Source organism: Citrobacter youngae (assembly GCF_003818115.1).
Taxonomy (GTDB): Bacteria; Pseudomonadota; Gammaproteobacteria; order Enterobacterales; family Enterobacteriaceae; genus Citrobacter; species Citrobacter youngae.
Genome location: NZ_RPOI01000015.1, coordinates 76,445 through 101,176 on the forward strand (window position 1 = coordinate 76,445; position 24,732 = coordinate 101,176).

General features: G+C 52.7%; 22 protein-coding genes. 16 read left to right on the plus strand and 6 right to left on the minus strand.

Annotation, left to right across the window (positions count from 1 at the left end):
* Window positions 1–211: 211 nt before the first annotated feature.
* The 4 genes from EHN13_RS12505 to adrA all read left to right on the plus strand — a co-directional run bounded on the left by EHN13_RS12505 (window position 212) and on the right by adrA (window position 3,649).
* On the plus strand, window positions 212–454 hold the full coding sequence (locus tag EHN13_RS12505) for a sigma-S stabilization anti-adapter protein IraP (RefSeq protein WP_124021484.1): 243 nt from the start codon (window positions 212–214) through the stop codon (window positions 452–454).
* Between the two features lie 104 nt (window positions 455–558).
* Window positions 559–1,974: an alkaline phosphatase gene (gene phoA / locus EHN13_RS12510; RefSeq protein ID WP_124021485.1), complete on the plus strand. Its 1,416-nt coding sequence runs from the start codon at window positions 559–561 to the stop codon at window positions 1,972–1,974.
* Between the two features lie 147 nt (window positions 1,975–2,121).
* A complete protein-coding gene (psiF, locus tag EHN13_RS12515; RefSeq protein WP_048212462.1) occupies window positions 2,122–2,442 on the plus strand; it encodes a phosphate starvation-inducible protein PsiF in 321 nt (106 codons plus the stop codon).
* A gap of 91 nt (window positions 2,443–2,533) precedes the next feature.
* Window positions 2,534–3,649: a diguanylate cyclase AdrA gene (gene adrA, locus EHN13_RS12520; protein WP_101741821.1), complete on the plus strand. Its 1,116-nt coding sequence runs from the start codon at window positions 2,534–2,536 to the stop codon at window positions 3,647–3,649.
* Between the two features lie 14 nt (window positions 3,650–3,663).
* Here adrA and proC read toward each other — a convergent pair whose 3' ends face one another.
* A complete protein-coding gene (proC, locus tag EHN13_RS12525; protein ID WP_124021486.1) occupies window positions 3,664–4,473 on the minus strand; it encodes a pyrroline-5-carboxylate reductase in 810 nt (269 codons plus the stop codon).
* Window positions 4,474–4,661: 188 nt separating this feature from the next.
* On the opposite strand from proC, the gene EHN13_RS12530 reads away from it, so the two are divergent.
* The 4 genes from EHN13_RS12530 to ppnP all read left to right on the plus strand — a co-directional run bounded on the left by EHN13_RS12530 (window position 4,662) and on the right by ppnP (window position 7,159).
* On the plus strand, window positions 4,662–5,117 hold the full coding sequence (locus EHN13_RS12530; RefSeq protein ID WP_124021487.1) for a YaiI/YqxD family protein: 456 nt from the start codon (window positions 4,662–4,664) through the stop codon (window positions 5,115–5,117).
* A gap of 184 nt (window positions 5,118–5,301) precedes the next feature.
* Window positions 5,302–5,847, plus strand: a complete 546-nt coding sequence (gene aroL / locus EHN13_RS12535; protein WP_048212458.1) for a shikimate kinase AroL — start codon at window positions 5,302–5,304, stop codon at window positions 5,845–5,847.
* Window positions 5,848–6,125: 278 nt separating this feature from the next.
* The gene (locus EHN13_RS12540; RefSeq protein ID WP_061067404.1) at window positions 6,126–6,803 is read left to right on the plus strand and encodes an AroM family protein; all 678 of its coding nucleotides are present in this window, start codon (window positions 6,126–6,128) and stop codon (window positions 6,801–6,803) included.
* A gap of 71 nt (window positions 6,804–6,874) precedes the next feature.
* A complete protein-coding gene (ppnP, locus tag EHN13_RS12545; protein WP_003021477.1) occupies window positions 6,875–7,159 on the plus strand; it encodes a pyrimidine/purine nucleoside phosphorylase in 285 nt (94 codons plus the stop codon).
* 50 nt (window positions 7,160–7,209) lie between these two features.
* Here ppnP and rdgC read toward each other — a convergent pair whose 3' ends face one another.
* Complete coding sequence (gene rdgC, locus EHN13_RS12550; RefSeq protein WP_101741818.1) at window positions 7,210–8,121, minus strand: recombination-associated protein RdgC; 912 nt, start codon at window positions 8,119–8,121, stop codon at window positions 7,210–7,212.
* 91 nt (window positions 8,122–8,212) lie between these two features.
* Here rdgC and mak point away from each other — a divergent pair, with 91 nt between their 5' ends.
* The gene (mak, locus tag EHN13_RS12555) at window positions 8,213–9,121 is read left to right on the plus strand and encodes a fructokinase (protein ID WP_124021488.1); all 909 of its coding nucleotides are present in this window, start codon (window positions 8,213–8,215) and stop codon (window positions 9,119–9,121) included.
* 4 nt (window positions 9,122–9,125) lie between these two features.
* Here mak and araJ read toward each other — a convergent pair whose 3' ends face one another.
* The 3 genes from araJ to sbcD form a co-directional block, all read right to left on the minus strand.
* A complete protein-coding gene (gene araJ, locus EHN13_RS12560; protein WP_048212620.1) occupies window positions 9,126–10,298 on the minus strand; it encodes an MFS transporter AraJ in 1,173 nt (390 codons plus the stop codon).
* A 194-nt stretch (window positions 10,299–10,492) separates the two neighbouring features.
* Complete coding sequence (gene sbcC / locus EHN13_RS12565; RefSeq protein WP_124021489.1) at window positions 10,493–13,636, minus strand: exonuclease subunit SbcC; 3,144 nt, start codon at window positions 13,634–13,636, stop codon at window positions 10,493–10,495.
* Window positions 13,633–14,835 (minus strand): exonuclease subunit SbcD, encoded by a 1,203-nt coding sequence (sbcD, locus tag EHN13_RS12570; RefSeq protein ID WP_124021490.1) that lies wholly within the window; start codon window positions 14,833–14,835, stop codon window positions 13,633–13,635. The genes sbcC and sbcD overlap by 4 nt, the downstream gene beginning before the upstream one ends.
* Before the next feature lie 190 nt (window positions 14,836–15,025).
* Here sbcD and phoB point away from each other — a divergent pair, with 190 nt between their 5' ends.
* From phoB to malZ, 5 genes are all read left to right on the plus strand, one after another.
* Window positions 15,026–15,715 (plus strand): phosphate response regulator transcription factor PhoB, encoded by a 690-nt coding sequence (gene phoB, locus EHN13_RS12575; protein WP_003021496.1) that lies wholly within the window; start codon window positions 15,026–15,028, stop codon window positions 15,713–15,715.
* 50 nt (window positions 15,716–15,765) lie between these two features.
* Window positions 15,766–17,061, plus strand: a complete 1,296-nt coding sequence (phoR, locus tag EHN13_RS12580) for a phosphate regulon sensor histidine kinase PhoR (RefSeq protein ID WP_121584283.1) — start codon at window positions 15,766–15,768, stop codon at window positions 17,059–17,061.
* A 407-nt stretch (window positions 17,062–17,468) separates the two neighbouring features.
* The gene (brnQ, locus tag EHN13_RS12585) at window positions 17,469–18,788 is read left to right on the plus strand and encodes a branched-chain amino acid transporter carrier protein BrnQ (protein WP_040232748.1); all 1,320 of its coding nucleotides are present in this window, start codon (window positions 17,469–17,471) and stop codon (window positions 18,786–18,788) included.
* An 81-nt stretch (window positions 18,789–18,869) separates the two neighbouring features.
* Complete coding sequence (gene proY, locus EHN13_RS12590; RefSeq protein ID WP_003021504.1) at window positions 18,870–20,243, plus strand: proline-specific permease ProY; 1,374 nt, start codon at window positions 18,870–18,872, stop codon at window positions 20,241–20,243.
* 138 nt (window positions 20,244–20,381) lie between these two features.
* Window positions 20,382–22,199 (plus strand): maltodextrin glucosidase, encoded by a 1,818-nt coding sequence (malZ, locus tag EHN13_RS12595; RefSeq protein ID WP_124021491.1) that lies wholly within the window; start codon window positions 20,382–20,384, stop codon window positions 22,197–22,199.
* Here the strand turns inward: malZ and EHN13_RS12600 are convergent.
* The gene (locus EHN13_RS12600; RefSeq protein WP_101741810.1) at window positions 22,193–23,095 is read right to left on the minus strand and encodes a LysR family transcriptional regulator; all 903 of its coding nucleotides are present in this window, start codon (window positions 23,093–23,095) and stop codon (window positions 22,193–22,195) included. The two genes, malZ and EHN13_RS12600, sit on opposite strands and share 7 nt — an antisense overlap.
* A gap of 273 nt (window positions 23,096–23,368) precedes the next feature.
* Here EHN13_RS12600 and EHN13_RS12605 point away from each other — a divergent pair, with 273 nt between their 5' ends.
* Both EHN13_RS12605 and EHN13_RS12610 read left to right on the plus strand, forming a co-directional pair.
* The gene (locus EHN13_RS12605; protein WP_048212446.1) at window positions 23,369–24,010 is read left to right on the plus strand and encodes a hydrolase; all 642 of its coding nucleotides are present in this window, start codon (window positions 23,369–23,371) and stop codon (window positions 24,008–24,010) included.
* A 172-nt stretch (window positions 24,011–24,182) separates the two neighbouring features.
* Entirely contained in the window at window positions 24,183–24,728 is a 546-nt protein-coding gene (locus EHN13_RS12610; RefSeq protein ID WP_121584286.1) for an antibiotic biosynthesis monooxygenase, read from the plus strand.
* Window positions 24,729–24,732 lie beyond the last annotated feature (4 nt).

A 24,732-nucleotide genomic window follows, 5' to 3' on the forward strand; every position in this document is an offset into this window, starting at 1 on the left:
TCCATAATTGAAGATTATATATCTGGGTGACTATTAATCTCCTTACCCTTTTATATTGAATTATTCTGCAGAAAGCGTTATTCCCCCTTATTTTGTGTTGTGATTGTTTTCGCAAAATGTTTTATTTCTGCAATAAATACAACTTTCATCCTCTAGGAAGTTGTGAGTCTTAGTGATAACGTGGCCTTTATTTAGTTAAGGGAATACGAAAATGAAAAATCTCATCACTGAGTTGTTACTTAAGCTCGCCCAAAAAGAAGAAGAGTCGCAAGACCTGGCCGTGCAAGTCGCAACGTTAGAGCGGGTCATCATGGAAATGCTGCGCAACATGGCAACAAATGAGCAGCAAACACTGATTCGTCAAATAGAAGACGCGCTGGCAGGGGTAAGTCAAATGCCTGCATTTCTGACGACCATGCACAGTGCTGGCGAGAACGTACCTAAAACGTGTTGAGATATCTGCAGATACTTATCCACGAATTATCATAAAAGTGTCACATCAAATACTTATAGTCGCTTTGTTTTAATTTTACCGTATTTGTACATGGAGAAAATAAAGTGAAACAAAGCGCACTCGCTATTGCCCTGTTACCCTTGCTGTTTACCCCGGTTATTCATGCAGAAACATCTACCGTAGCGGCTATGGATAATCGTGCCGCACAGGGAGATATCACCACACCGGGTGGCGCGCGTCGATTAACGACTGATCAAACGGCAGCACTACGAGATTCTTTGAACGATAAACCGGCCAAAAATATTATTTTATTGATCGGTGATGGTATGGGGGACTCGGAAATTACCGCTGCGCGAAATTATGCAGAAGGCGCGGGTGGTTTTTTTAAAGGTATTGATGCGTTACCCCTGACCGGACAATACACGCACTACGCGTTGGATAAAAAAACGGGTAAACCTGACTATGTGACCGATTCCGCAGCCTCTGCGACGGCATGGACGACCGGTGTTAAAACATATAACGGTGCGCTGGGCGTTGATATTCACGAAAAAGATCACGCCACTATTCTGGAAATGGCTAAAGCTGCCGGTCTGGCGACAGGCAACGTATCCACTGCTGAATTGCAGGATGCCACCCCCGCCGCGCTGGTTGCGCATGTGACGTCGCGTAAATGTTACGGACCGAGCATCACCGCTGAGAAATGCCCGACGAATGCGCTGGAAAAAGGCGGTAAAGGGTCAATCACCGAACAATTATTGAATGCCCGCGCTGACGTTACGCTGGGCGGTGGGGCAAAAACCTTTGCTGAGACCGCAGCTGCGGGCGAGTGGCAGGGGAAAACGCTGCGTGAACAGGCTCAGGCACGTGGTTATCAGATGGTTAGTGATACCGCGACGCTGGCAGCCATTACCGAAGCGAATCAGGATAAACCGCTGTTAGGTTTGTTCTCTGACGGCAACATGCCGGTACGCTGGGAAGGGCCAAAAGCGTCTTACCACGGTAACCTTGATAAGCCAGTCGTGACCTGTACGCCAAATCCAAAACGTAACGACACGGTGCCAACGCTTGCCCAGATGACGGATAAAGCGATTGAGCTATTAAGTAAGAATGAAAAAGGCTTTTTCCTGCAGGTAGAAGGCGCGTCCATAGATAAGCAGGATCACGCCGCAAACCCGTGCGGTCAGATTGGTGAAACGGTCGATCTGGATGAAGCTGTACAGCGCGCGCTGGCCTTCGCGAAGAAAGACGGCAACACGCTGGTTGTCGTGACCGCTGACCACGCGCATGCCAGCCAGATTGTTGCGCCAGACACCAAAGCCCCTGGCCTGACTCAGGCGCTGAATACCAAAGATGGTGCGGTGATGGTTATCAGCTATGGCAACTCGGAAGAGGAATCTCAGGAGCATACCGGCAGCCAGCTGCGCATTGCTGCCTATGGCCCGCATGCGGCGAATGTGGTAGGCCTGACCGATCAGACTGACCTGTTTTACACCATGAAAGCGGCGTTAGGTCTGAAGTAACCTGCTATTTGGTCACTTAATTTTACTAATGAGGTGGCTATTTCTGCGTCAGCAACCAGACTTACTACACGTCATCCTTCAGGCAGTCAACATCGAGGTTGCTTGAAAGGTGACGTGTAGAGTGAATACTCACAACAGGATGGTGCTATGAAAATAACATTGCTCGTTACCCTATTATTTGGCCTGGTTTTCTTAACTACCGTCGGCGCTGCCGAGAAGACGTTAACCCCGCAACAACAGCGTATGACCACCTGCAACCAGCAGGCGACGGCGCAGACCTTAAAAGGGGATGCCCGGAAGACATATATGAGTGATTGCCTGAAAAACAGTAAGTCTGCGCCTGATGAAAAGAGTCTGACGCCGCAGCAGCAGAAAATGCGTGAATGCAACGTTCAGGCAACAGAGCAGTCGCTGAAAGGCGACGATCGTAAAAAATTTATGAGCGCTTGCCTGAAAAAAGCTGCGTAATACATACGGGTGAGCGGATAAAATCGCTCACCCGAAATATCATACTTCCGCCGCCAGACCCCTTTCTATAATTTGGGAAATTTGTTTCAGAATATTCCCAAATACGATGAATGATGAAAACTTTTATCAAAAGAAGGCCGTACCGAATGAAGCATTTATATCGCTTCATCAAAACGACCACCAACGTTCCGGTCTGCGATTTGCCCGACGGATAAGACTGCCTCGCGCAGTCGGGCTGGGGGGAATGTTTTTCCCCATTGCGTCGGTATTAGTCTCGCAACCCATAACCGGAGGTTGGTGGCTGTTACTGGTGGGATGGGCGTTTGTCTGGCCGCACCTGGCGTGGCAGTTGGCGAGCAAAGCGGAAGATCCGCTGTACAGTGAATTTACGAATATTAAAACCGATGCGATCCTCGCTGGCATGTGGGTGGGGATCATGGGGGCAAACCTGCTGCCATCCACGGCGCTACTGATGATTATCTGCATTAACCTGATGGGCGCAGGTGGGGTGCGATTATTCATCGCTGGCGTCGTGTTGATGGTGGTTTCATGTCTGGTGACGCTACAGTTAACGGATATTCCGGTCGTGTTTAGCAGTACGCAACTGAGCGTGCTGTTGTCGCTGCCGGTACTGGTGATTTACCCGCTGCTGTTTGCCTGGGTTAGCTACCAGACGGTGATCAAATTGGCGGAGCATAAACGCCGTCTGCAGGTAATGAGTACGCGGGATGGAATGACCGGCGTTTATAATCGGCGCCATTGGGAGCTACTGCTGCGCAATGAATTTGATAATTGCCGTCGTCAGCAACGTGATGCCACGCTGCTTATTATCGATATCGACCATTTTAAGAGCATCAATGATACCTGGGGTCATGATGTTGGGGATCAGGCGATTGTTGCGCTGACGCGTCAGTTGCAAATGACGCTGCGCGGCAGTGATGTGATTGGGCGTTTTGGTGGTGATGAGTTTGCGGTAATTATGTGCGGAACACCTGCAGCCAGCGCCATCGCAGCGATGTCGCGCGTCCATGAACGACTTAGCCAGTTACGCTTGTCCTGTGCTCCGCAAGTAGCCCTGCGGATTAGCGTCGGTGTTGCTCCGCTGACTTCTGAAACAGAGCACTACCGGGAGTGGTTGAAGTCAGCGGATATGGCGCTTTACAAAGCAAAGAATGCCGGACGTAACCGTACTGAAGCGGCGGCCTGACGTCCGACTTGCACTCAGTATTTGCTGAGTTTCTCTGATTGTTCCATGCACTTAACCATCGCTTCGATGACTGATGAACGGAAGCCGCGTTCTTCGAGGACGCGCACTGCCTCAATGGTGGTTCCGCCAGGCGAGCACACCATATCTTTTAGTTCTCCAGGATGTTTACCCGTTTCCAGTACCATCTTCGCCGATCCCATGACCGCCTGTGCCGCGAATTTATATGCTTGCGCGCGTGGCATGCCGCCCTGAACGGCGGCATCCGCCATGGCTTCGATAAACATAAACACATAGGCCGGGGCTGAACCACTGACGCCAACGACCGGGTGAATCATCGATTCTGCGATGACTTCGGCTTCGCCAAAGCAGCGGAAAATATTCAACACGTCAGCAGTATCTTCCGGAGTTACCAGCGCATTTGGGGTGACGGACGTCATTCCTGCATTGACCAATGACGGCGTGTTAGGCATTGCGCGGATAATTTTACGGTCATGACCCAGTGCGCGGGCGAGTTGATCGAGGGTGACGCCCGCCGCAATGGATACCACCAGGGAATCTTTGTTCAGGCTGGAGGTGATTTCACTCAGCACCTTAATCATGATGCCTGGCTTCACGGCACCAAAGACAATATCTGCAATCTGCGCGACTTCTTGCGCAGATTGCGCCGCATTTATGCCGTACTGATCGTGCAGTGCTGCGACTTTATCGGGAGAGGGGGTATAGACCCAGATTTGTCCGGGGAGTACCTGGCCGCTGGCGATCAGGCCGCCAAGAATCGCTTTACCCATATTTCCGCAGCCGATAAAACCAATTTTCTTGTCCATCTTGTCACTCCCTATGCGTGATATTCATTGTTTATACCCATAATCCTTCAAGTAACTTGAATTATTTAGGGTAAATCTGGGAAAGCTAAGCTTAGCGCGGAATGAAGGCGTTCAGAAGAAGAAACAGCGCTTTGCCTGAAAGTAAAAGCACGAGACAATGTGCAATTGCACATGTGTCTGGAGGTGTTATGACGATTTGGGTGGATGCGGATGCGTGTCCGAATGTGATTAAAGACATTTTATATCGGGCCTCCGAGCGGATGCAGATGCCGCTCATTTTGGTCGCCAATCAGAGTTTGCGCGTTCCGCCTTCGCGTTTTATCCGCACCTTACGTGTTCCGGCCGGGTTTGATGTCGCCGATAACGAAATTGTGCGCCAGTGCAGCGCTGGAGACCTGGTTGTCACGGCGGATATCCCGCTGGCCTCTGAAGTCATTGAAAAAGGCGCTGCGGCGCTCAACCCGCGCGGTGAGCTCTATACCGAGGCAACGATCCGTGAACGTCTGACGATGCGTGATTTTATGGATACGCTGCGTGCCAGCGGGATCCAGACCGGGGGACCTGACAGCCTTTCGCCGCGTGACAGGCAACATTTTGCGGCTGAGCTGGACAAGTGGTGGCTGGAAGTTCAGCGTAGAAAATAATAATTGTAATTTATTTTTTACACTTTCTTCGTTGTGAATTCTTGTTATAGTAGGGTTTAATCAATTTTATCGTCTTATTGGAATATATTCTTTACACTTTGGCGACGTACTAGTTTGATGGTATGATTATAACTTTAACAGCATCAGATCCCGCTTACCTGCGGTTCTCTGGGGAACTTCTGTGATGACACAACCGCTTTATCTTGTTGGCCCCCGGGGGTGTGGTAAGACGACAACCGGTATGGCGCTGGCGAAAGCCATCGACTTTCAGTTTGTTGATACCGATCGCTGGTTGCAATCACATCTGCAGATGACGGTGGCTGAAATTGTTGAAAGAGAAGGATGGGAAGGTTTTCGCGCCCAGGAAACGACCGCCCTGCAGGCCGTTACGGCCCCCTCAACAGTCGTAGCGACCGGCGGCGGTATTATTCTTACTGAATATAATCGTCACTACATGCGTAGTCACGGCATGGTCATCTATTTAAACGCACCAGTATCGGTACTGGTAAACCGCCTGGAAGAGGCGCCTGAGGAAGGATTGCGCCCGACGTTAACTGGCAAGCCATTAACCGAAGAAGTGCAGGAAGTGCTTGAGCAGCGCGATGCGCTGTATCGTGAAGCGGCGCATTATATTGTTGATGCGACGAATGAACCTTCGCAGGTTGTGGCTGATATTCTTGTGATACTGTCGCAAGCCCGGTCACGGCTACAGGGCGGAGCTTATTGTTAAGGGCTTCCCGATATAGACCGACCTTTCCACTCCATCCCGGGCGTGCAGACATATTATCTGTCCTCTGCCGGAGCGTGCCTGTATCACAATTTTCGAACCTCCTGCTATACCGCGGAAAGTGAAAATTAAGCGATAACAATATAGTACTGGAATGATTAGGAATCTTTACACTATGCATCGCCGATCTGCTGCTACGCTTTTGAGCATTTGTAGCGCAGGTCAGTACCCGGCATTTGTCCGGGAATTCACGGCAAAGTAAGAAGACGGTGGAGCAACAAATGAGTACGTCGTTGGCTATCCTCACGATTGGTGTTGTGCCGATGTGTGAGGTGTTACCGCTCCTGACGGAATATATCGATGAACAACACATTACTCACCACAGCCTGCTGGGACAGATGCGGCGAGAAGATGTGATGGCCGAGTATGCGGTCTCGCCCGGCGACGAGTCGTTATTGACGCTGCTGAGCGACCATCAACTGGCTCATGTCTCGCGCCAGAAAGTCGAGCGCGATTTGCAAAGTATTGTTGAAGTGCTGGATAACCAGGGTTTTGACGTTATTTTGCTGATGAGCACGGCCTTAATTACCCGCCTGACGGCCCGCAATAGTATCCTGCTGGAGCCTTTACGAATTATTCCTCCCCTGGTGGCCTCAATTGTGGAAGGGCACCAGGTTGGGGTGATTGTGCCGGTCGCCGAGTTGCTCCAGGCCCAGGAACAAAAATGGCAGGTGCTACAGACGTCCCCCGTCTATGCCGTGGCAAACCCGATTCACGGTTCTGAACAACAGCTGATTGATGCCGGAAAAGATCTGCTTGAGCAGGGCGCGGATGTGATCATGCTGGATTGTTTGGGTTTTAACCAACGCCATCGTGATTTACTGCAAAAGTCTCTGGATGTCCCGGTTCTTCTGTCTAACGTACTGATTGCCCGACTGGCATCCGAGTTGCTCGCTTAATTTTGCGTGACAGGTACAACGCCAGGCTCCTATATTGGTTATCAACTTAATCACGAGATAGGGCCAGTTGTATGCTTCAAAGTAATGAATACTTTTCCGGCAAAGTAAAATCGATCGGTTTTACCAGCAGCAGTACTGGCCGCGCCAGTGTAGGCGTTATGGCTGAAGGTGAATATACCTTTGGTACTGCGGCGCCTGAAGAGATGACGGTCGTCAGCGGCGCACTGAACGTGCTGCTGCCGGGGGAAACAGAGTGGAAAGTGTATGCCGCAGGGGACGTGTTTAACGTACCGGGCAACAGTGAGTTTCATCTGCAGGTGGCAGAGCCAACATCCTATCTTTGCCGCTATCTGTAAGCGTAAAAATAGCGAATGGCGACACTGAGCCGCCATTCGGTAAACACGGCTTAGCGCTGCGCTTCGCCGCCTAGTCCTTCCACCAGGCTTTTAATCAGCGCCGCCAGTTCACCTGTCATCAGGATAAAATCGGCATCAAAACGTTGAGCATAATCTTCGCGGTCGATATCTTCGTTCTGATCGCGCAGCTCGTCGCTAAACTTCAGACGTTTAATGGAGCCGTCGTCACACATAACGAACTGAATGCGCTGCTGCCAGTCGAGGGCCAGTTTGGTGACCAGTTTGCCTGCTTCGATGTGTACGGCAATTTCATCGCAAACCAGATCCTGTTTCTTCGCGCGGATCACGCCGCCGTCTTCCAGCATCGCTTTCAGTTCGGCTTCGTCCAGCAACTGGAATCCCTGTGCCGTTGTGCCGGAGCGAACCCATTCGGTCAGCGTTAGCTCAATAGGGTTTTCCATCGTCAACGGGACAACCGGCAGTGAACCGAGGCTTTTACGCAGCAGCGCCAGCGTATCTTCCGCTTTCTTCGCGCTTGCACAGTCGACAATGATCAGATCGTTGACGGTGTCGATCCACATCATTGTCTGGCTGAAGCGGCTAAAGGCGCGCGGCAGCAATGAGTGCAGAACTTCATCTTTCAGCGAGTCTTTTTCGGTCTTCTTGAGTTTACGACCTTGCTCAGCTTCCAGTTTGAATATTTTGGCTTCCAGCGCCTGTTTGATAACCGGCGACGGCAGAATTTTTTCTTCTTTGCGGGCGCAGATAATAATTTGGCCATTGGCGGTATGCGTTAATGCATCGCTGTGCGATCCCATCGGCGGAACCCAGCCCATTTTTGCCATATCCTGGCTACCGCAAGGGGTGAACGTCATTGATGCCAGCTGTTTTTCCATCTCTTCGGCACGCAAAGAAACATCGCGGCTAAGACGGTAAACCATTAAATTTTTGAACCACAGCATGATAATTTCCACGGCCTTGTCGTTAAATCCAGCGGGCATGATAGCGAATTGTCGCTATGCTTGCATTGTTAATCGGGAAGAGGAGCAAACAGTGCGTATAGGTATCGATTTGGGCGGTACAAAAACGGAAGTTATCGCGCTTGGCGATGCAGGCGAACAGCTTTTTCGCCATCGCCTGCCTACGCCGCGTGATGATTATCGGCAAACGATAGAAACCATTGCCGCGCTGGTGGAGATGGCGGAAAACGCCACCGGGCAGACGGGAACCGTGGGGATGGGCATTCCAGGTTCAATATCGCCCTATACCGGGGTGGTGAAAAATGCCAACTCGACCTGGCTCAATGGACAACCCTTTGACAAAGACCTGAGTACCCGACTGAACCGCGAAGTCCGCCTGGCAAACGATGCTAACTGCCTGGCGGTGTCTGAAGCGGTGGATGGCGCGGCGGCGGGGGCGCAAACCGTGTTTGCGGTGATAATTGGTACCGGCTGTGGTTCCGGCGTGGCGCTAAATGGCCGGGTGCATACCGGTGGGAATGGCACGGCGGGCGAGTGGGGGCATAATCCGCTGCCGTGGATGGACGAAGATGAGCTGCGCTATCGGCAGGAAGTACCCTGTTATTGCGGCAAGCAAGGCTGCATTGAAACCTTTATCTCAGGGACCGGTTTTGCCACTGATTATCATCGCCTGAGCGGAAATCCGCTAAAAGGCAGTGAAATTATCCGTCTGGTTAACGAACAGGATGCGCTGGCGGAACAGGCGCTGAGCCGATATGAATTACGCCTGGCGAAATCATTAGCGCATGTGGTGAATATTCTCGATCCGGATGTCATTGTACTGGGCGGGGGAATGAGCAATGTCGACAGGCTGTATCAACACGTCCCGACGTTGATGAAGCAGTTTGTTTTTGGCGGTGAGTGTGAAACGCCTCTGCGCAAGGCGTTTCACGGTGACTCCAGTGGCGTGCGCGGCGCGGCCTGGCTGTGGCCGCAGGCATAAACGTTTATGTCGCGGGTGCAACCTGTTGTTGCACGCCGCGCTTCAGGCGACCATAGATCAGCAGTGATGACATCGCGGTAAAAGACAGTAGAGCCGCAGGGATCGTGACGTAGTTGTAGGCAAAACCCAACGTCAACATTAAGCCGCCGAAGTAAGCGCCAATTGCGCTACCCAGATTAAAGGCCATTTGCCCACCGGCCGCCCCCAGCAGTTCACCGCCCTTCGCGTTTTGTAGCAGTAATATTTGTAGCGGTGCTGATAGCGCAAACAGACCCGCGCAGCAAATAAAGGCGAACGTCAGCGAGGCGGTTTTGATGCCGCCGAATGCAAACAGCAGCAGCAGGGCCAGTACAATCACAAAATCAGTTACTACCGCAATGCGTAGCGGCGTGTAGCGACCAGACAGTCGACCGCTCAGCAGGTTGCCCAACACCATCCCCAGCCCAACCAGCATCATGATGAAAGTCATCAGCGTTTCGGAGAAACCAGAGATGTACATCATGTAGGGTTTTACGTAGCTGAACCAGGCAAAAACACCGGCGTTGCCAAACATGGTGGCGGAGAAAATGAGCCACGGTGCGGGACTTTTCAGAAAGTGAAATTGCTCGCGTAGCCTGCCTTTTGCTTCGTCGCGGAGGTTGGGTACCCAAAACATAACCGACAGAATAACGGCGATGTTAAACACGGCAATCAGCAGAAACGTGTAGCGCCAGCTAAACGTCTGACTCAGCCAGGTGCCAATGGGAATGCCAATCAGATTGGCGACGGTCATGCCGGAAATCATACCCGCAACGGCGGCGGTAACTTTACCAGGGCGCGCCAGCTTTGACAGGATAATCGCGCCGACGCCAAAAAATGCCCCGTGTGGAAACCCGGAGACCAGCCGGCCTACCGCCAGCATAAAATAGCTGGAAGAGAGGGTGAAGATGGCATTACCGACGACACAGAGTGTGACCAGAAACAGCAGAATATGCTTAAGCGAAAAACGATTGGAAAACACGGCAATAATGGGTGCGCCGATGACAACGCCAAAGGCGTAAAACGAAATCATATGGCCAGCATCGGGGATGGATATGCCCACGTCACGCGCCAGTTCGGTTAAGACGCCCATAATGCCAAACTCGGCCATGCCCAGCCCAAACGTCCCGAGGGCCAAAGAGAAAATGACTTTTTTCATACTACCTGCCAACAATAAAGACGCAGGATGTGCGCCACAGCGCTGAATGCTCGCCGCCAATAAAGGGATAGCTTGCGGATAAGAAAAAGAGATTGCCATTTCATATCCGTCTTTGTGTATTCACGATCGTGCTATGTATTATGCCGGATGGTGCTTACGCTTATCCGGCCTGTGAAACCACACCCACAGGGTGATTACTCTACCGCAAACATCTTGTCGAGTTTGCTGTAACCTAATCCATTGATTTTTTTAACCTTGATTTGCACGGGAATACGTTCTTTCATCGCTTCAACGTGGCTGATCACGCCAATGGTTTTACCGGTAGCGTTGAGCGCATCAAGCGCGTCGAGGGCGGTATCCAGCGTTTCACTGTCCAGCGTGCCGAAACCTTCGTCGAGGAACAGGGAGTCAATACGTGTTTTGTGACTGACCAGGTCGGACAACGCCAGCGCCAGCGCCAGGCTCACGAGGAAGCTCTCGCCGCCGGAGAGCGTGCGGGTATCACGCACGGCATCGGCTTGCCAGGTATCTACCACTTCCAGCTCCAGCGCTTCGCTGGCCTTGCGCTGCAGCAGATAGCGACCGTGCAGACGGGTTAACTGGTTGTTGGCCAACCAGACCAGGTTATCCAGCGTCAGTCCCTGGGCAAATTTGCGGAATTTATCACCTTCTTTCGAGCCGATCAGCGCATTCAGGTAACCCCAGTCTTCGACCAGCAGTGAGGCCTTTTCAATCTCTTGCATCAGGGTCTGCTGCTGCTGGCGGTTTTCGGCATCCTGCCTGAGCTGCTGGCGAATTTCGCCCTGGCGCGTGGTGTTATCCCGCAGTTGTTGCGTGAGCTGCGCCAGTGCATCGCGAAGATAGTCCACGGTGAGTGTGAGATCCGCGCCGGCAGGCGGTTGCTGCTGATGCGTTGCCAGCGCCTGCTGAGCCTGGTTAAGCAGCGTTTGCGCCTGTTGTAGCTGGCCTTCCAGCGATTGCTTAAGCTGCTCAAGATGGTTAAACGCCTCTTCATCAAGCAGGGCGGCAAGGAAGGTGTCGCGATCGTCAAAAACACTGGCCTGCAATGCGCTATCAAACTGTGCCTGAATCTCTGCTGCGCGTTGTGCCTCCTGGGCTTCCTGCTGTTGCAACGATTGCCACTGGCCCTGTAATGAGAGGCAGTCATCGTGCACCTGCCGCCAGTTTTCCAGCGCCAGGCTTTCTGTCGTTTCTTCCTTCGCGCCGGTTTCGGGCAATGTTTCCAGCAATGGCGCAAGCTGTGCCATTTTCGCCTGGAGCTCGGTCAGTTCATTTTGGCGACGCTGCCACATCTGCGCTTCGCCCACACGTGCGTTAAGCCAGGCGGTGATATCGTCATCGGCAGGAAGCGACAGACCGTAGCGGGCTAATTCAGCGAGAAGCGTAGTCTGCCGCTGTTCAATATGCAGTTGAAGCTGGGTTATCTGTTCGGAATGTGCAGTAATTTGTGCCTGCAGGGCATGACGCAGGCTCAACTGGTGAAGCTGTTGTTCGTGTTCTTCCTGGGCTGCAAGCCAGGGGGCGATATCATCCTGCGGTTGCAACGTTATGTTCAGACTGGTAGTCAGCGTCTGCCACTCTTTAGTAAGTGCTTGCTCCTCCTGAGAAAGCGTCTGTACCTCGCGTTCATCGCGCTGTAGCTGTTGGGTTATCGCGTCGAGCTGCCCGCGTAGCGTTGACCCCTCATCGGCCAGCGTTTTGACCTCTTTTTCTAATGCCTCACGCCGCGCCTGATTGACGCTGAGTTCGAGGGTCTGATAGTGCTCAATGGCCGGATGTGTCGTGGAGCCACAAAGCGGACAAGGCTGTCCGGACTGCAGTAAAGCACGCTGGCTTTCCAGATCTTTAATCCGTGCTTCCTGTTCGCAGAGCGTTTTCACATCGGTCAGATGCTGATTTTTATCTTTATAGCGCTGACGTTTTTCTGCCAGGGCCGCGTTGCGTTGTGCTTGCTCCTGCTGGCGCTGCTGAATTGTGGTGCGTAGCTGTACCAGTTGTTTTTGTTTCGGCGCAATTTGTCCATGCAGATTGCTCAGTTGCTGGCGTAATGGACGCAACTGTGAGTGCTGCGCCAGCGCTACCGTGACCTCTTGCGCGCTAAGGGCCAACGAGGGAAGCGGCAGTGCATCCAGCTTGCGCACGTCGCTGTCGCGTAGTTTTTGCCACTGACGTAGCTGCTCGTTAGCGTCAGATTGCTGTGCCAATAGCGCTTTCCATCCTGCCAGTTCGCTGCTCCATAAGCGGAAACGGTCATGTTCGTTCAGCCAGTCGGTTAGCGCCTGCTGTTCGGTGAGCAGGGTCGCCGACTGTTTTTGTGCCTGCTGACGGATGCGCCCGCGCAGCGCTAAGCTGCTTTGTAAGCGAGCATTCACTTCCTGAATATTCTGTCGCGTTCGGCGGAGCGTGGCGGATTGTTCCTGAATTCGCTCCCAGTACGGACGCAATGCTCTGGCGGGATGTGCCAGGCTGAGTGTCGCCAACTGCGGTTGTACTTTATCTTGCGCCTCTTTTGCGGTCTGTAATGCTTGCTGGTGGCGGCTTACTTCTGCCTGCAGCTCATTTTGTCGGATGAGCCAATTAAGATGCTGTTGCTGGATTTGCTGACGGGTAAGATGCTGTTTTTCTTCGTCAGTAAGTACCTGCAAACTTTCTGTCAGAGACTGTACCTGCTCTGGTGCTAACAGCGCCACGCCGCTGGCCTGGGCCTGCAGTTTTTCCAGCTCCGTACGCGCTGCTTTGTGCTTTTCAAACACCATGGCGGAGATTTGGCCGTAAATCTCTGTGCCGGTCAGCTCTTCCAGCAGTTCGGCGCGCTCTTTCGGTTTGGCATTGAGAAATGCGGCAAACTGGCCCTGAGACAGCAGCATCGAGCGGGTAAAACGGCCGTAATCCAGCCCGGTAAGCTCGGCGGTCATTTCCAGCTTGTCTTTAACTTTATCGGCGAGAATTTTGCCATCGGCGCAACGAGCCAGTTCGACACGCGGAACCTGCAGGTTACCTTCTGGTTGATTGCGCGCGCGGTTCTGGCTCCAGAATGCGCGATAGGCTTCGCCTCTGACTTCGAATTCAACTTCGGCCAGACATTCCGCCGTATCGCGAGTCATCAGGTCGTTTTGCGACTGCGATACGGTATTGAGTCGTGGTGTTTCGTGGTACAGCGCGAGGCAAATGGCGTCCAGCAGGGTGGTCTTCCCGGCACCGGTTGGACCGGTGATGGCGAACAGCCCGTTGCTGGCAAAAGGCTCTGCCGTGAAATCAACTTTCCATTCCCCTTTCAGAGAGTTGAGGTTTTTCAGACGCAGGCTGAGAATTTTCATGCTTCGGTCTCCCCGGCGAGCGTGTGTAAGGTTGTGCTAAACAGCTGATTCAGGCGCTCACGCTGTGGATCGTCGAGTTCTTCCAGTGCCAGACGGCGGTCAAACACCTCCGTCACGCTTAATTCACTCAACGTTTCACGTCGTTCATTGGCCATGATGCGCTCGCGTTGTTCACGACTACGACGCACCAATAAAACCTCTACCGGTAAATCTTCGGTCAGAGTCTGGATTTTGCGCTGCATATCATGCAGATAGTCATCGGTCGCGATTTCTATATCTAACCACACCGGCGGTTCCTGTTGCGTGCCACGCCATTGTTCCAGCTGTGCGCTAATCGTCGCTAAATCGCCTTTCAATACGGCAAGTTGTTGGGTTACGGGTACGATGAGGTTTTCAACGGCGCTCAGCTTACCGTTTTCAAAGCTCACCAGGTGGACGCATTTGCTTTTGCCGCACTCGTCAAAACTCAGTGCAATCGGGGAGCCGCAATAGCGAATATGTTCCGTACCGCCGATGACCTGTGCCCGGTGAATATGTCCCAGCGCGATGTAATCCGCCGGTGGGAAATTTTGTGCCGGAAAAGCATCCAGCGTCCCAATATAAATATCGCGTACGGCGTCACTTTTACTGGCGCCGACGGTGGTCAGATGCCCTGTCGCAATAATTGGCAGATTCTGGTCGCCACGCAGCGCGCAGGCGTCCTGATATTGCTGTTGGTAATAGTCGGTGATTGCACCTAATAAATGCTGCTGTTTTTCGTGACCGGTTAGCCCCGCCTGACTGGTAATGATGTCACGCGGACGTAAGAAAGGAACCGGACAGAGGATCGCACCCGGCGTGCCGTCGCGTTGAGGTAGCACTTGCGGCGCGTGGCCGGCGCTGGCAACGACCGTGGTGTTGAGGAACGCCAGAATATCGCGGGATTCATTGAGTGTGGCAACGGAGTCATGGTTTCCTGCCAGCACGACCAAATGACAGCCTGTTTGCTGTAGATTGACAACAAAACGGTTATACAACTCGCGGGCGTAGCTTGGCGGTGAACCGGTATCAAAAATATCACCTGCCACAATAATGGCATCCACCTGATGGGATTGTGCCGTTTCCAGCAGCCAGTCGAGAAAGGCCTGGTGTTCAGCGGCGCGGCTCTTGCTGTAGAAATTTTGGCCCAGATGCCAGTCAGACGTGTGGAGGATGCGCATAAGAGTTCCATGACAAAAAAACGATGGCGGAGATTATAACCTTGCAAGGACGGTAATATCTTGTTTCCGGGCTGTCATAATTCGCCTGGCTGCGTTAAACCTGGACTATCTTTTCATAAATCTGTCATAAAAGTGACGCATAATGCCACGGTATTGATGGCAAACGATTTAATTATAAACAGGGCAAATCATGGCGAGACGTATTCTGGTCGTAGAAGATGAAGCTCCAATTCGTGAAATGGTCTGCTTCGTGCTCGAGCAAAACGGTTTTCAACCCGTAGAAGCCGAAGACTATGACAGTGCTGTGAACCAACTTAATGAACCCTGGCCGGATCTCGTCCTGCTTGACTGGATGCTTCCCGGCGGCTCGGGTCTACAGTTTATTAAACACCTCAAGCGGGAAGCGATGACGCGGGATATCCCCGTGATGATGCTGACGGCGCGCGGTGAAGAAGAAGACCGTGTGCGGGGTCTGGAAACCGGTGCGGATGACTATATTACTAAGCCGTTCTCTCCGAAGGAGCTGGTGGCGCGTATTAAAGCCGTTTTACGACGTATTTCCCCCATGGCGGTGGAAGAAGTTATCGAGATGCAAGGGCTGAGTCTTGACCCTACCTCGCACCGTGTGATGACCGGCGAGGATCCACTGGATATGGGACCCACCGAATTCAAATTGCTCCATTTCTTTATGACCCATCCTGAGCGTGTCTACAGCCGCGAGCAATTACTCAATCATGTGTGGGGGACCAACGTATATGTAGAGGACCGGACGGTCGATGTGCATATTCGCCGGTTGCGTAAAGCGCTGGAGCATAGCGGACACGATCGTATGGTGCAGACGGTACGCGGGACGGGATATCGCTTTTCGACCCGCTTCTGACTGCAAGTAATAAGAGCCTGAGGGATTAGGCTGTAAATGGAGTAAGACGTTTGCTTGAACGATTGTCATGGAAAAGGCTGGTGCTGGAGCTGATCCTGTGCTGCATACCGGCATTTATCCTTAGCGCTTTTTTCGGTTACCTGCCCTGGTTTTTACTGGCGTCGGTAACGGGTCTGCTTATCTGGCATTTCTGGAATTTATTACGTTTGTCCTGGTGGCTATGGGTCGACAGAAGTATGACGCCCCCGCCGGGGCGCGGCAGTTGGGAGCCGTTGTTATATGGGCTGCATCAAATGCAGCTGCGCAACAAAAAGCGCCGTCGAGAACTGGGTAACCTGATCAAACGTTTTCGCAGCGGGGCGGAATCACTGCCCGACGCGGTGGTGTTGACCACCGAAGAAGGCGGTATCTTCTGGTGTAACGGACTGGCTCAGCAGGTTCTGGGACTGCGCTGGCCGGACGATAGCGGGCAAAATATCCTTAATCTGCTGCGCTACCCGGAATTCACACAATATCTGAAAACGCGCGACTTTAGCCGGCCTATCAATCTGGTGCTCAATACCGGACGGCATCTGGAAATTCGCGTGATGCCCTACACGGATAAGCAACTGCTAATGGTGGCGCGCGACGTTACCCAGATGCACCAACTGGAAGGTTCACGACGTAACTTTTTCGCCAACGCCAGCCATGAGCTACGTACCCCGCTGACGGTGTTGCAGGGCTACCTGGAAATGATGCAGGAACATCCGCTGGAAGGGACGACGCGCGAAAAAGCGCTGCATACCATGCGTGAACAAACGTACCGTATGGAAGGGTTAGTGAAGCAACTGCTAACGCTGTCAAAAATTGAGGCTGCGCCGACGCTGCAACTGAATGAGAAGGTCGACGTGCCCATGATGCTGCGCGTGGTTGAGCACGAAGCGCAAACGCTGAGCCAGCATAAACATACGTTTACTTTTGATGTTGATAACAGCCTGAACGTGCGGGGTAACGAGGAGCAGTTGCGTAGCGCTATCTCGAATCTCGTCTATAACGCGGTGAACCACACCCCTGCGGGAACGCACATTACCGTACGCTGGCAGCATGTGGCCTCGGGGGCGGAATTTTGTGTGGAAGACAACGGTCCAGGTATTGCCGCCGAGCATATTCCACGCCTGACCGAGCGTTTTTATCGCGTAGATAAAGCGCGATCGCGGCAAACGGGCGGTAGCGGACTCGGGCTGGCCATCGTTAAGCATGCCCTGCATCATCACGACAGCCGTTTGAATATCGACAGCGAACCAGGCCAGGGAACGCGATTTAGTTTCGTGATCCCGGAACGTTTAATTGCCAAAAATAGCGGTTAAAACGTATTCGTAAGTTTATCTTTCCAAAAGCCAGCGCGAGCTGGCTTTTTTTGTTGTAGTCAATAAGTAGCTCCTGAATTTTACGACGTTTGATTGTTTTTTGTTCGCATGATTACCCATGTCTTTTTCCAGGGAATGGTGTTTTGTGCTGGTTCAATATTTCATATCGCTATATTGTTCTGGTTTTTAGATCCCACCTTGCTTTAAAACGTTATAAGCGTTTAAATTGCGCATCAAATGCTGTCATACCGACTGCATTTACGCGGTAAATCGAAAAACTATTCTTCGCCGCGCCAGGCCGGGAGAATTTCCCGCTGGAATTGCTTAAAAATGCCGCTGTATCATCCCGCAGGGAAAGGCAGAAAATTAAACGTTTTCAACACCACATCCACAGGCAGTAAGACTTTATGACCCATCAGTTAAAATCGCGCGATATTATCGCACTGGGATTTATGACATTTGCACTGTTCGTAGGTGCAGGTAACATTATTTTCCCCCCAATGGTTGGTTTGCAGGCAGGCGAGCACGTCTGGACCGCGGCCTTTGGCTTCCTGATTACCGCCGTAGGCCTTCCGGTACTTACTGTGGTCGCATTGGCGAAAGTGGGCGGCGGTGTGGACAGCCTGAGCACGCCTATCGGTAAAGTTGCCGGTCTGCTGCTGGCTACCGTCTGCTATCTGGCCGTGGGGCCATTATTCGCCACGCCGCGTACCGCAACGGTTTCGTTCGAAGTTGGGATTGCACCGCTGACCGGTGATTCTGCGCTGCCGCTGTTCATCTACAGCGTGGTGTACTTCGCGATTGTGATTCTGGTGTCACTGTATCCCGGCAAACTGCTGGATACCGTGGGCAACTTCCTTGCTCCATTGAAAATTCTGGCACTGGTTGTGCTTTCCGTGGCGGCGATTGTCTGGCCAGCGGGCCCGATCAGCAATGCGATGGAAGCCTATCAAAACGCGGCATTCTCGAATGGCTTTGTGAACGGCTATCTGACGATGGATACGCTGGGCGCGATGGTATTTGGTATTGTTATTGTTAACGCCGCCCGCTCGCGTGGCGTTACCGAAGCGCGTTTGTTGACCCGTTACACCGTCTGGGCTGGCCTGATGGCGGGCGTGGGTTTAACGCTGCTGTACCTCGCGTTGTTCCGTCTGGGTTCAGACAGTGCGACGTTGGTCGATCAATCTGCTAACGGTGCGGCAATTCTGCATGCGTATGTTCAGCACACCTTCGGTGGTGCAGGCAGCTTCCTGCTGGCGGCGTTGATTTTCATCGCTTGCCTGGTCACCGCGGTTGGCCTGACCTGTGCGTGCGCTGAATTCTTCGCGCAGTATGTTCCGCTGTCTTATCGTACGCTAGTGTTTATCCTTGGCGGCTTCTCGATGGTGGTCTCTAACCTGGGCCTGAGCCATCTGATTCAGATCTCTATTCCGGTGCTGACGGCTATCTATCCGCCATGTATCGCACTGGTTGTATTAAGCTTTACCCGCTCATGGTGGCATAATTCTTCCCGCGTCATTGCACCTGCGATGTTTATCAGCCTGATTTTTGGTATCCTTGATGGCATTAAAGCTTCTGCAATTGGCGATGTCTTACCAGCCTGGACCCAGCGTTTACCGCTGGCGGAGCAGGGGCTGGCGTGGTTGATGCCAACAGTCGTGATGGTGGTCCTGGCAGTTATCTGGGATCGCGCCGCGGGTCGACAAGTGACCTCCAGCGCGCACTAATATCACTGACAATAAGTTTTAACCACGGGGCTATTAACATGGCCCCGTGGTTTTTTTATTGTGTTAACAGGTTAGGAATCGATGGAAAGTAATAACAAGCTAAAGCGTGGGCTGAGCACCCGGCACATCCGCTTTATGGCATTAGGTTCAGCAATTGGGACCGGGCTGTTTTACGGCTCGGCCGACGCCATCAAAATGGCGGGGCCAAGCGTGTTGCTGGCCTATATTATCGGCGGCGTAGCGGCGTATATTATTATGCGCGCGCTGGGCGAAATGTCTGTTCATAACCCGGCAGCCAGCTCCTTCTCGCGCTATGCGCAGGAAAACCTCGGACCGCTGGCAGGCTATATCACCGGCTGGACCTACTGTTTTGAAATCCTGATTGTCGCCATTGCCGACGTGACTGCCTTCGGCATATACATGGGCGTCTGGTTCCCGGCCGTACCGCACTGGATTTGGGTACTCAGCGTAGTGCTGATTATCTGCGCCATCAACCTGATGAGCGTGAAGGTGTTTGGCGAGCTGGAGTTCTGGTTCTCGTTTTTCAAAGTCGCCACCATTATCATCATGATTGTCGCCGGTTTCGGTATCATCATTTGGGGGATTGGCAACGGCGGGCAACCGACCGGTATCCATAACCTGTGGAGCAACGGCGGTTTCTTCAGCAACGGCTGGCTCGGCATGGTGATGTCGCTGCAAATGGTGATGTTCGCTTACGGCGGGATTGAGATTATCGGGATTACCGCAGGCGAAGCCAAAGACCCGGAAAAATCTATTCCGCGCGCTATCAATTCCGTACCAATGCGTATCCTGGTGTTTTATGTGGGGACGTTGTTCGTCATTATGTCTATCTACCCGTGGAACCAGGTGGGTACCGACGGTAGCCCGTTCGTTATGACGTTCCAGCATATGGGCATTACCTTTGCTGCCGGGATCCTCAACTTTGTGGTGCTGACTGCGTCGCTGTCGGCAATTAACTCTGACGTCTTCGGTGTGGGACGTATGCTACACGGCATGGCGGAGCAGGGCAGTGCCCCAAAAATGTTCGCCAAGACGTCGCGTCGTGGCGTGCCGTGGGTTACGGTGATGGTGATGACCATCGCGCTGCTGTTTGCGGTTTATCTTAACTACATCATGCCGGAAAACGTCTTCCTGGTGATCGCCTCTTTGGCAACGTTCGCCACGGTTTGGGTGTGGATTATGATCCTGCTGTCGCAGATTGCTTTCCGTCGTCGTCTGCCGCCAGAAGAGGTCAAAGCGCTGAAATTTAAAGTACCGGGTGGGGTAACGACGACCGTTGTTGGCCTGATTTTCCTGGTCTTTATCATCGCGCTTATCGGCTATCATCCGGATACCCGCATTTCGCTGTACGTCGGCTTTGCGTGGATTGTCCTGCTGCTGGTCGGCTGGGGATTCAAGCGCCGTCGCGAGCGCCAACTGGCTGAAGCACAGTAATATTTTTGCCGGGTAGCTTTGCGTTACCCGGCAATTTTCTCCTCCCCTGAACTCCTCCCCCAATAAACGTTAAGATGATGAGTGATCCTGCACTTCGCTATGGCAAGGTGACGTCATTATCATCAAAGGGGATACGTGATGTTGAACGCCTGGCACCTTCCGGTTGCCCCATTTGTTAAGCAAAACAAAGATCAACTGACGATTACATTATGGCTGGCGGGGGAAAATCCACCCCAGCGGGTGACGCTACGCGCAGAAAACGATAACGAAGAGATTTCGCTGGCTATGCACAAGCAGCGCAGCCAGCCGCAGCCGGGTGTGACCGCGTGGCGAGCGGCGATCGATCTCTCCAGCGGGCAGCCTCGTCGACGCTATAGCTTTAAATTACTTTGGCTCGATCGTCAGTTGTGGTTCACCCCACAGGGATTCAGCCGTTTTCCGCCTGCGCGTCTGGAGCAGTTTGCCGTCGATGTGCCGGATAACGGTCCGCAGTGGGTCGCTGACCAGGTCTTTTACCAAATTTTCCCGGACCGTTTTGCCCGCAGCCAGTCGCGTGAGGCGGGCCAGGATAACGTCTATTACCACCACGCGGCCGGGCACGACATCGTGCGGCGCGAATGGGACGAACCGCTTACGGCTCAGGCCGGTGGCTCCACGTTCTATGGCGGTGATTTGGACGGCATCAGCGAAAAGCTACCATACCTGAAAACGTTAGGGGTCACGGCGCTGTACCTGAATCCTGTGTTTACCGCGCCGAGTGTGCATAAATACGATACCGAAGATTACCGTCATGTTGATCCGCAATTTGGCGGCGACACGGCGCTGCTGCGCCTGCGGCACAACACCCAACAGCAGGGCATGCGCTTGATTCTGGACGGTGTTTTTAACCATAGTGGCGATTCGCACGCCTGGTTTGACCGGCATAGTAGGGGAACGGACGGGGCGTGCCATAACCCAGAATCCCCCTGGCGCGACTGGTATCATTTCTCAGCCGACGGCGTTGCGCTCGACTGGCTGGGATATTCCAGCCTGCCCAAGCTGGACTTTTCTTCGGAAAGCCTGGTAAATGAAATTTATCGCGGCGAAGACAGTATCGTCCGTCACTGGCTGAAAGCGCCGTGGAGTATGGACGGCTGGCGTCTTGATGTGGTGCACATGCTGGGAGAGGCAGGAGGCGCACGTAACAACCTACAACACGTGGCCGGCATTACGCAGGCGGCGAAAGAAACCCAGCCAGAGGCGTATGTGGTGGGTGAACATTTTGGCGATGCGCGCCAGTGGTTGCAGGCCGACGCGGAAGATGCCGCCATGAACTATCGCGGCTTTACTTTCCCTCTCTGGGGATTCCTCGCCAATACCGATATTTCATACGACCCACAATCTATTGACGCTCAGACCTGTATGGCGTGGATGGATAACTACCGCGCGGGGTTGTCGCATCAGCAGCAGTTGCGGATGTTTAATCAGCTCGACAGCCACGATACCGCCCGTTTTAAATCTCTGCTTGGTAAAGACGTTGCACGGTTACCGCTGGCGGTGGTGTGGCTGTTTACCTGGCCTGGCGTGCCCTGTATTTACTACGGCGACGAAGTGGGGCTGGATGGAAATAACGATCCTTTTTGTCGCAAACCGTTCCCGTGGCAGCCTGAAAAACAGGACGCTGACCTGCTGGCGTTGTATCAACGTCTGGCCAAATTACGTCACCAGATCCAGGCGCTACGCCACGGCGGGTGCCAGGTGATTTACGCCGAGGATAACGTGGTGGTGTTTGCACGCGTGCTAAACCGCCAGCGCGTGTTGGTGGCGATAAACCGCGGCCACGCTTGTGAAGTCGTGCTGCCAGCCTCACCGTTGCTCAATGTCAGTCAATGGCAGCACAAAGAGGGCAAAGGCCAACTCGTCGATGATATCCTGACGCTGCCCGCAATATCGGCTTCAGTCTGGATGAGTCATTGATACAAGCGCGCAATTTCCTCACTGGCCAGCAGCGCGTCTCGCCACCAGCGCTGCGCCAGTCCTTCGCTACTATTGCGCCATGCCATATAGGCGACGTCTTTTTGACGAAATGAGATAACCTTCTTTTCCACCAGTTCACCGCTGGCAATCCATGGGCTGGCAATGTGGCGGGGGAGAAATCCGCAGCCCATTCCCGCCCGCAGCAGCATCACCTTACTGTGGAAATCATCGACGCGAATTTGCGCCTGTTCATCCATCAGGTTGGTCTGTAATGGGTGGCAAAAGCGAGCGCTGTCGCTGATAACAATCGCCCGGTGCAGACACAATTGCTCATTCGTCAGGTCATCAGGCGCGCTCGCCAGCGGGTGTCCTGGGGCGACGACAAAGACATTGTCCAGCGTGCCGAGCATTTTGTAGGACCAGGCCGCTGACGTTGGTGGTTCATTAATCGCCCCCAGAATGATATCTGCTCCATTATGGGTCAGCTCCTCCCATGAACCCGCCAGCGTGTGGTGGGTGAAGTTGAGACGGGTCTGTTTATTAAGTGCATGAAATTCATCAATAATAGGTAGCAGCGCGGCAAAGGGAAAAGAATCATCGAGCGCTATTGCCAGCTCCTTTTCCCAGCCGGAACTTAGCTGTATTGCCTGCTTTTCGAGATCTTTTGCCGCACTCAGCAGTAGACGCCCTTTTTCCAGCATCATCCGTCCGGTGTCGGTGAATTTTGCCCGGTGTCCGGAACGGTCAAGCAATTCGATGTTCAGATCGCTTTCCAGCTTTTGAATCATATAGCTGAGTGCCGCAGGGGTTTTAAACAGCGATTCGGCCGCCGCAGCAAATGACCCCTGTTTGTCGAGTGCGTCGAGGATCAGCAGAACATCCAGATTGAGGCGCATAAGCAGAAAATATCCTGAAAATTAAACCTCTCTGTTTTACCGAATGGAGAAAAACAATGCCAGTGAATAAATTAGATGAGTCATGCGCATTTTTTTGATGTTGTTTAGGATATATCGCAACACAGAACGAATAGTTTCACAGGACGGTAAGTTTTCTTTAATAACTCGTTAGAAATTTCCCGCTATACTCAACAAGCTTTCTGATTCAGGATCCTGCTGCTGACGGCAGATACAGACCGTTACCTTTTAACTTATTGATTAAGAAGGTGTGCTATGTCTATTCGGGAACTGATTGACCCTCAAAACTCTACGCTAATTTTTATTGACCATCAGCCGCAAATGTCATTTGGTGTGGCGAATATTGATCGCCAGACATTGAAAAATAATACCGTTGCATTAGCCAAAACCGGGAAAATATTCAATGTTCCAGTAATTTATACTTCAGTAGAAACGAAAAGTTTTAGCGGATATATCTGGCCGGAATTGTTAGCTGTTCATCCTGATGTGAAACCGATTGAACGCACCTCGATGAACTCCTGGGAAGATGCAGCCTTTGTTAAGGCGGTAGAAGCGACCGGGCGTAAAAAACTGATTATTTCCGCGTTGTGGACCGAAGTGTGCCTGACCTTCCCGGCGCTGATGGCGCTGGAAGCGGGCTACGAAGTGTATGTGGTAACAGACACTTCAGGCGGCACGTCGGTGGATGCCCATGAACGTTCCATCGATCGCATGGTGCAGGCGGGTGCTGTACCTGTGACCTGGCAACAGGTTCTTCTTGAGTACCAGCGCGACTGGTCCCGCAAAGAAACCTACGACGCCGTTATGGATTTGGTGCGTGAACACAGCGGCGCCTACGGTATGGGTGTGGATTACGCGTATACCATGGTGCATGGCGCGCCGGAACGTAAAGCCTGAATACACGCCATCTTTCATGTTGCCTCTTTGTTGGCTTAGTTTGCGTACCCTGGTCACTGACTTATGTAAGTGACCAGGGCTACACAATCTTGCCGCCTCGATGTTTCACGAATAATTGTGTATTGCTTTCATGGCTTAAGCAGGTCAATTTCCCTTTAGCAAGGAACCTTTCATGGCGCAGAACAAACATGTGACGTTGGTAATTACTCACACCCTGCGGCCTGACCAGGCGCAGCGTTATGAGCAGTGGTTGGGGAAAATCATGCCGCTGGCCGCCGAGTTTCCCGGACATCTTGGGGCGAATGTCATTCGACCCACAGATGGACAAAACCTGTGGAACATCATCATTCGCTTCGACACCCTTGAGCATCTGTATAACTGGACTCAATCTGATACGCGCCGGGAGCTGGTTGAAGAAATTGCGCCGCTGCTGGCCGAAGGCGATAAAACAGAAGTGCGCACCGAAGCGGCCTTCTGGTTTACGCCACCAGCCCCCCATATACGTCAGCCCAAACGTTGGAAGCAGTTTTTGATAACGCTGCTGGTGATTTTCCCCAGTACCAACCTGGTGCCGTGGCTGACCGGTATTCTGCTGCCTTCAATGAAAGGCTCGTTACTCCTGCATCTGATTAATGATGCCTGTGTGGTTGCGCTGGTGGTCTGGTTGTGGATGCCCATCGTAACCCGTCTGTTTGCCGGATGGCTGAAAAAAGCCTGACCGG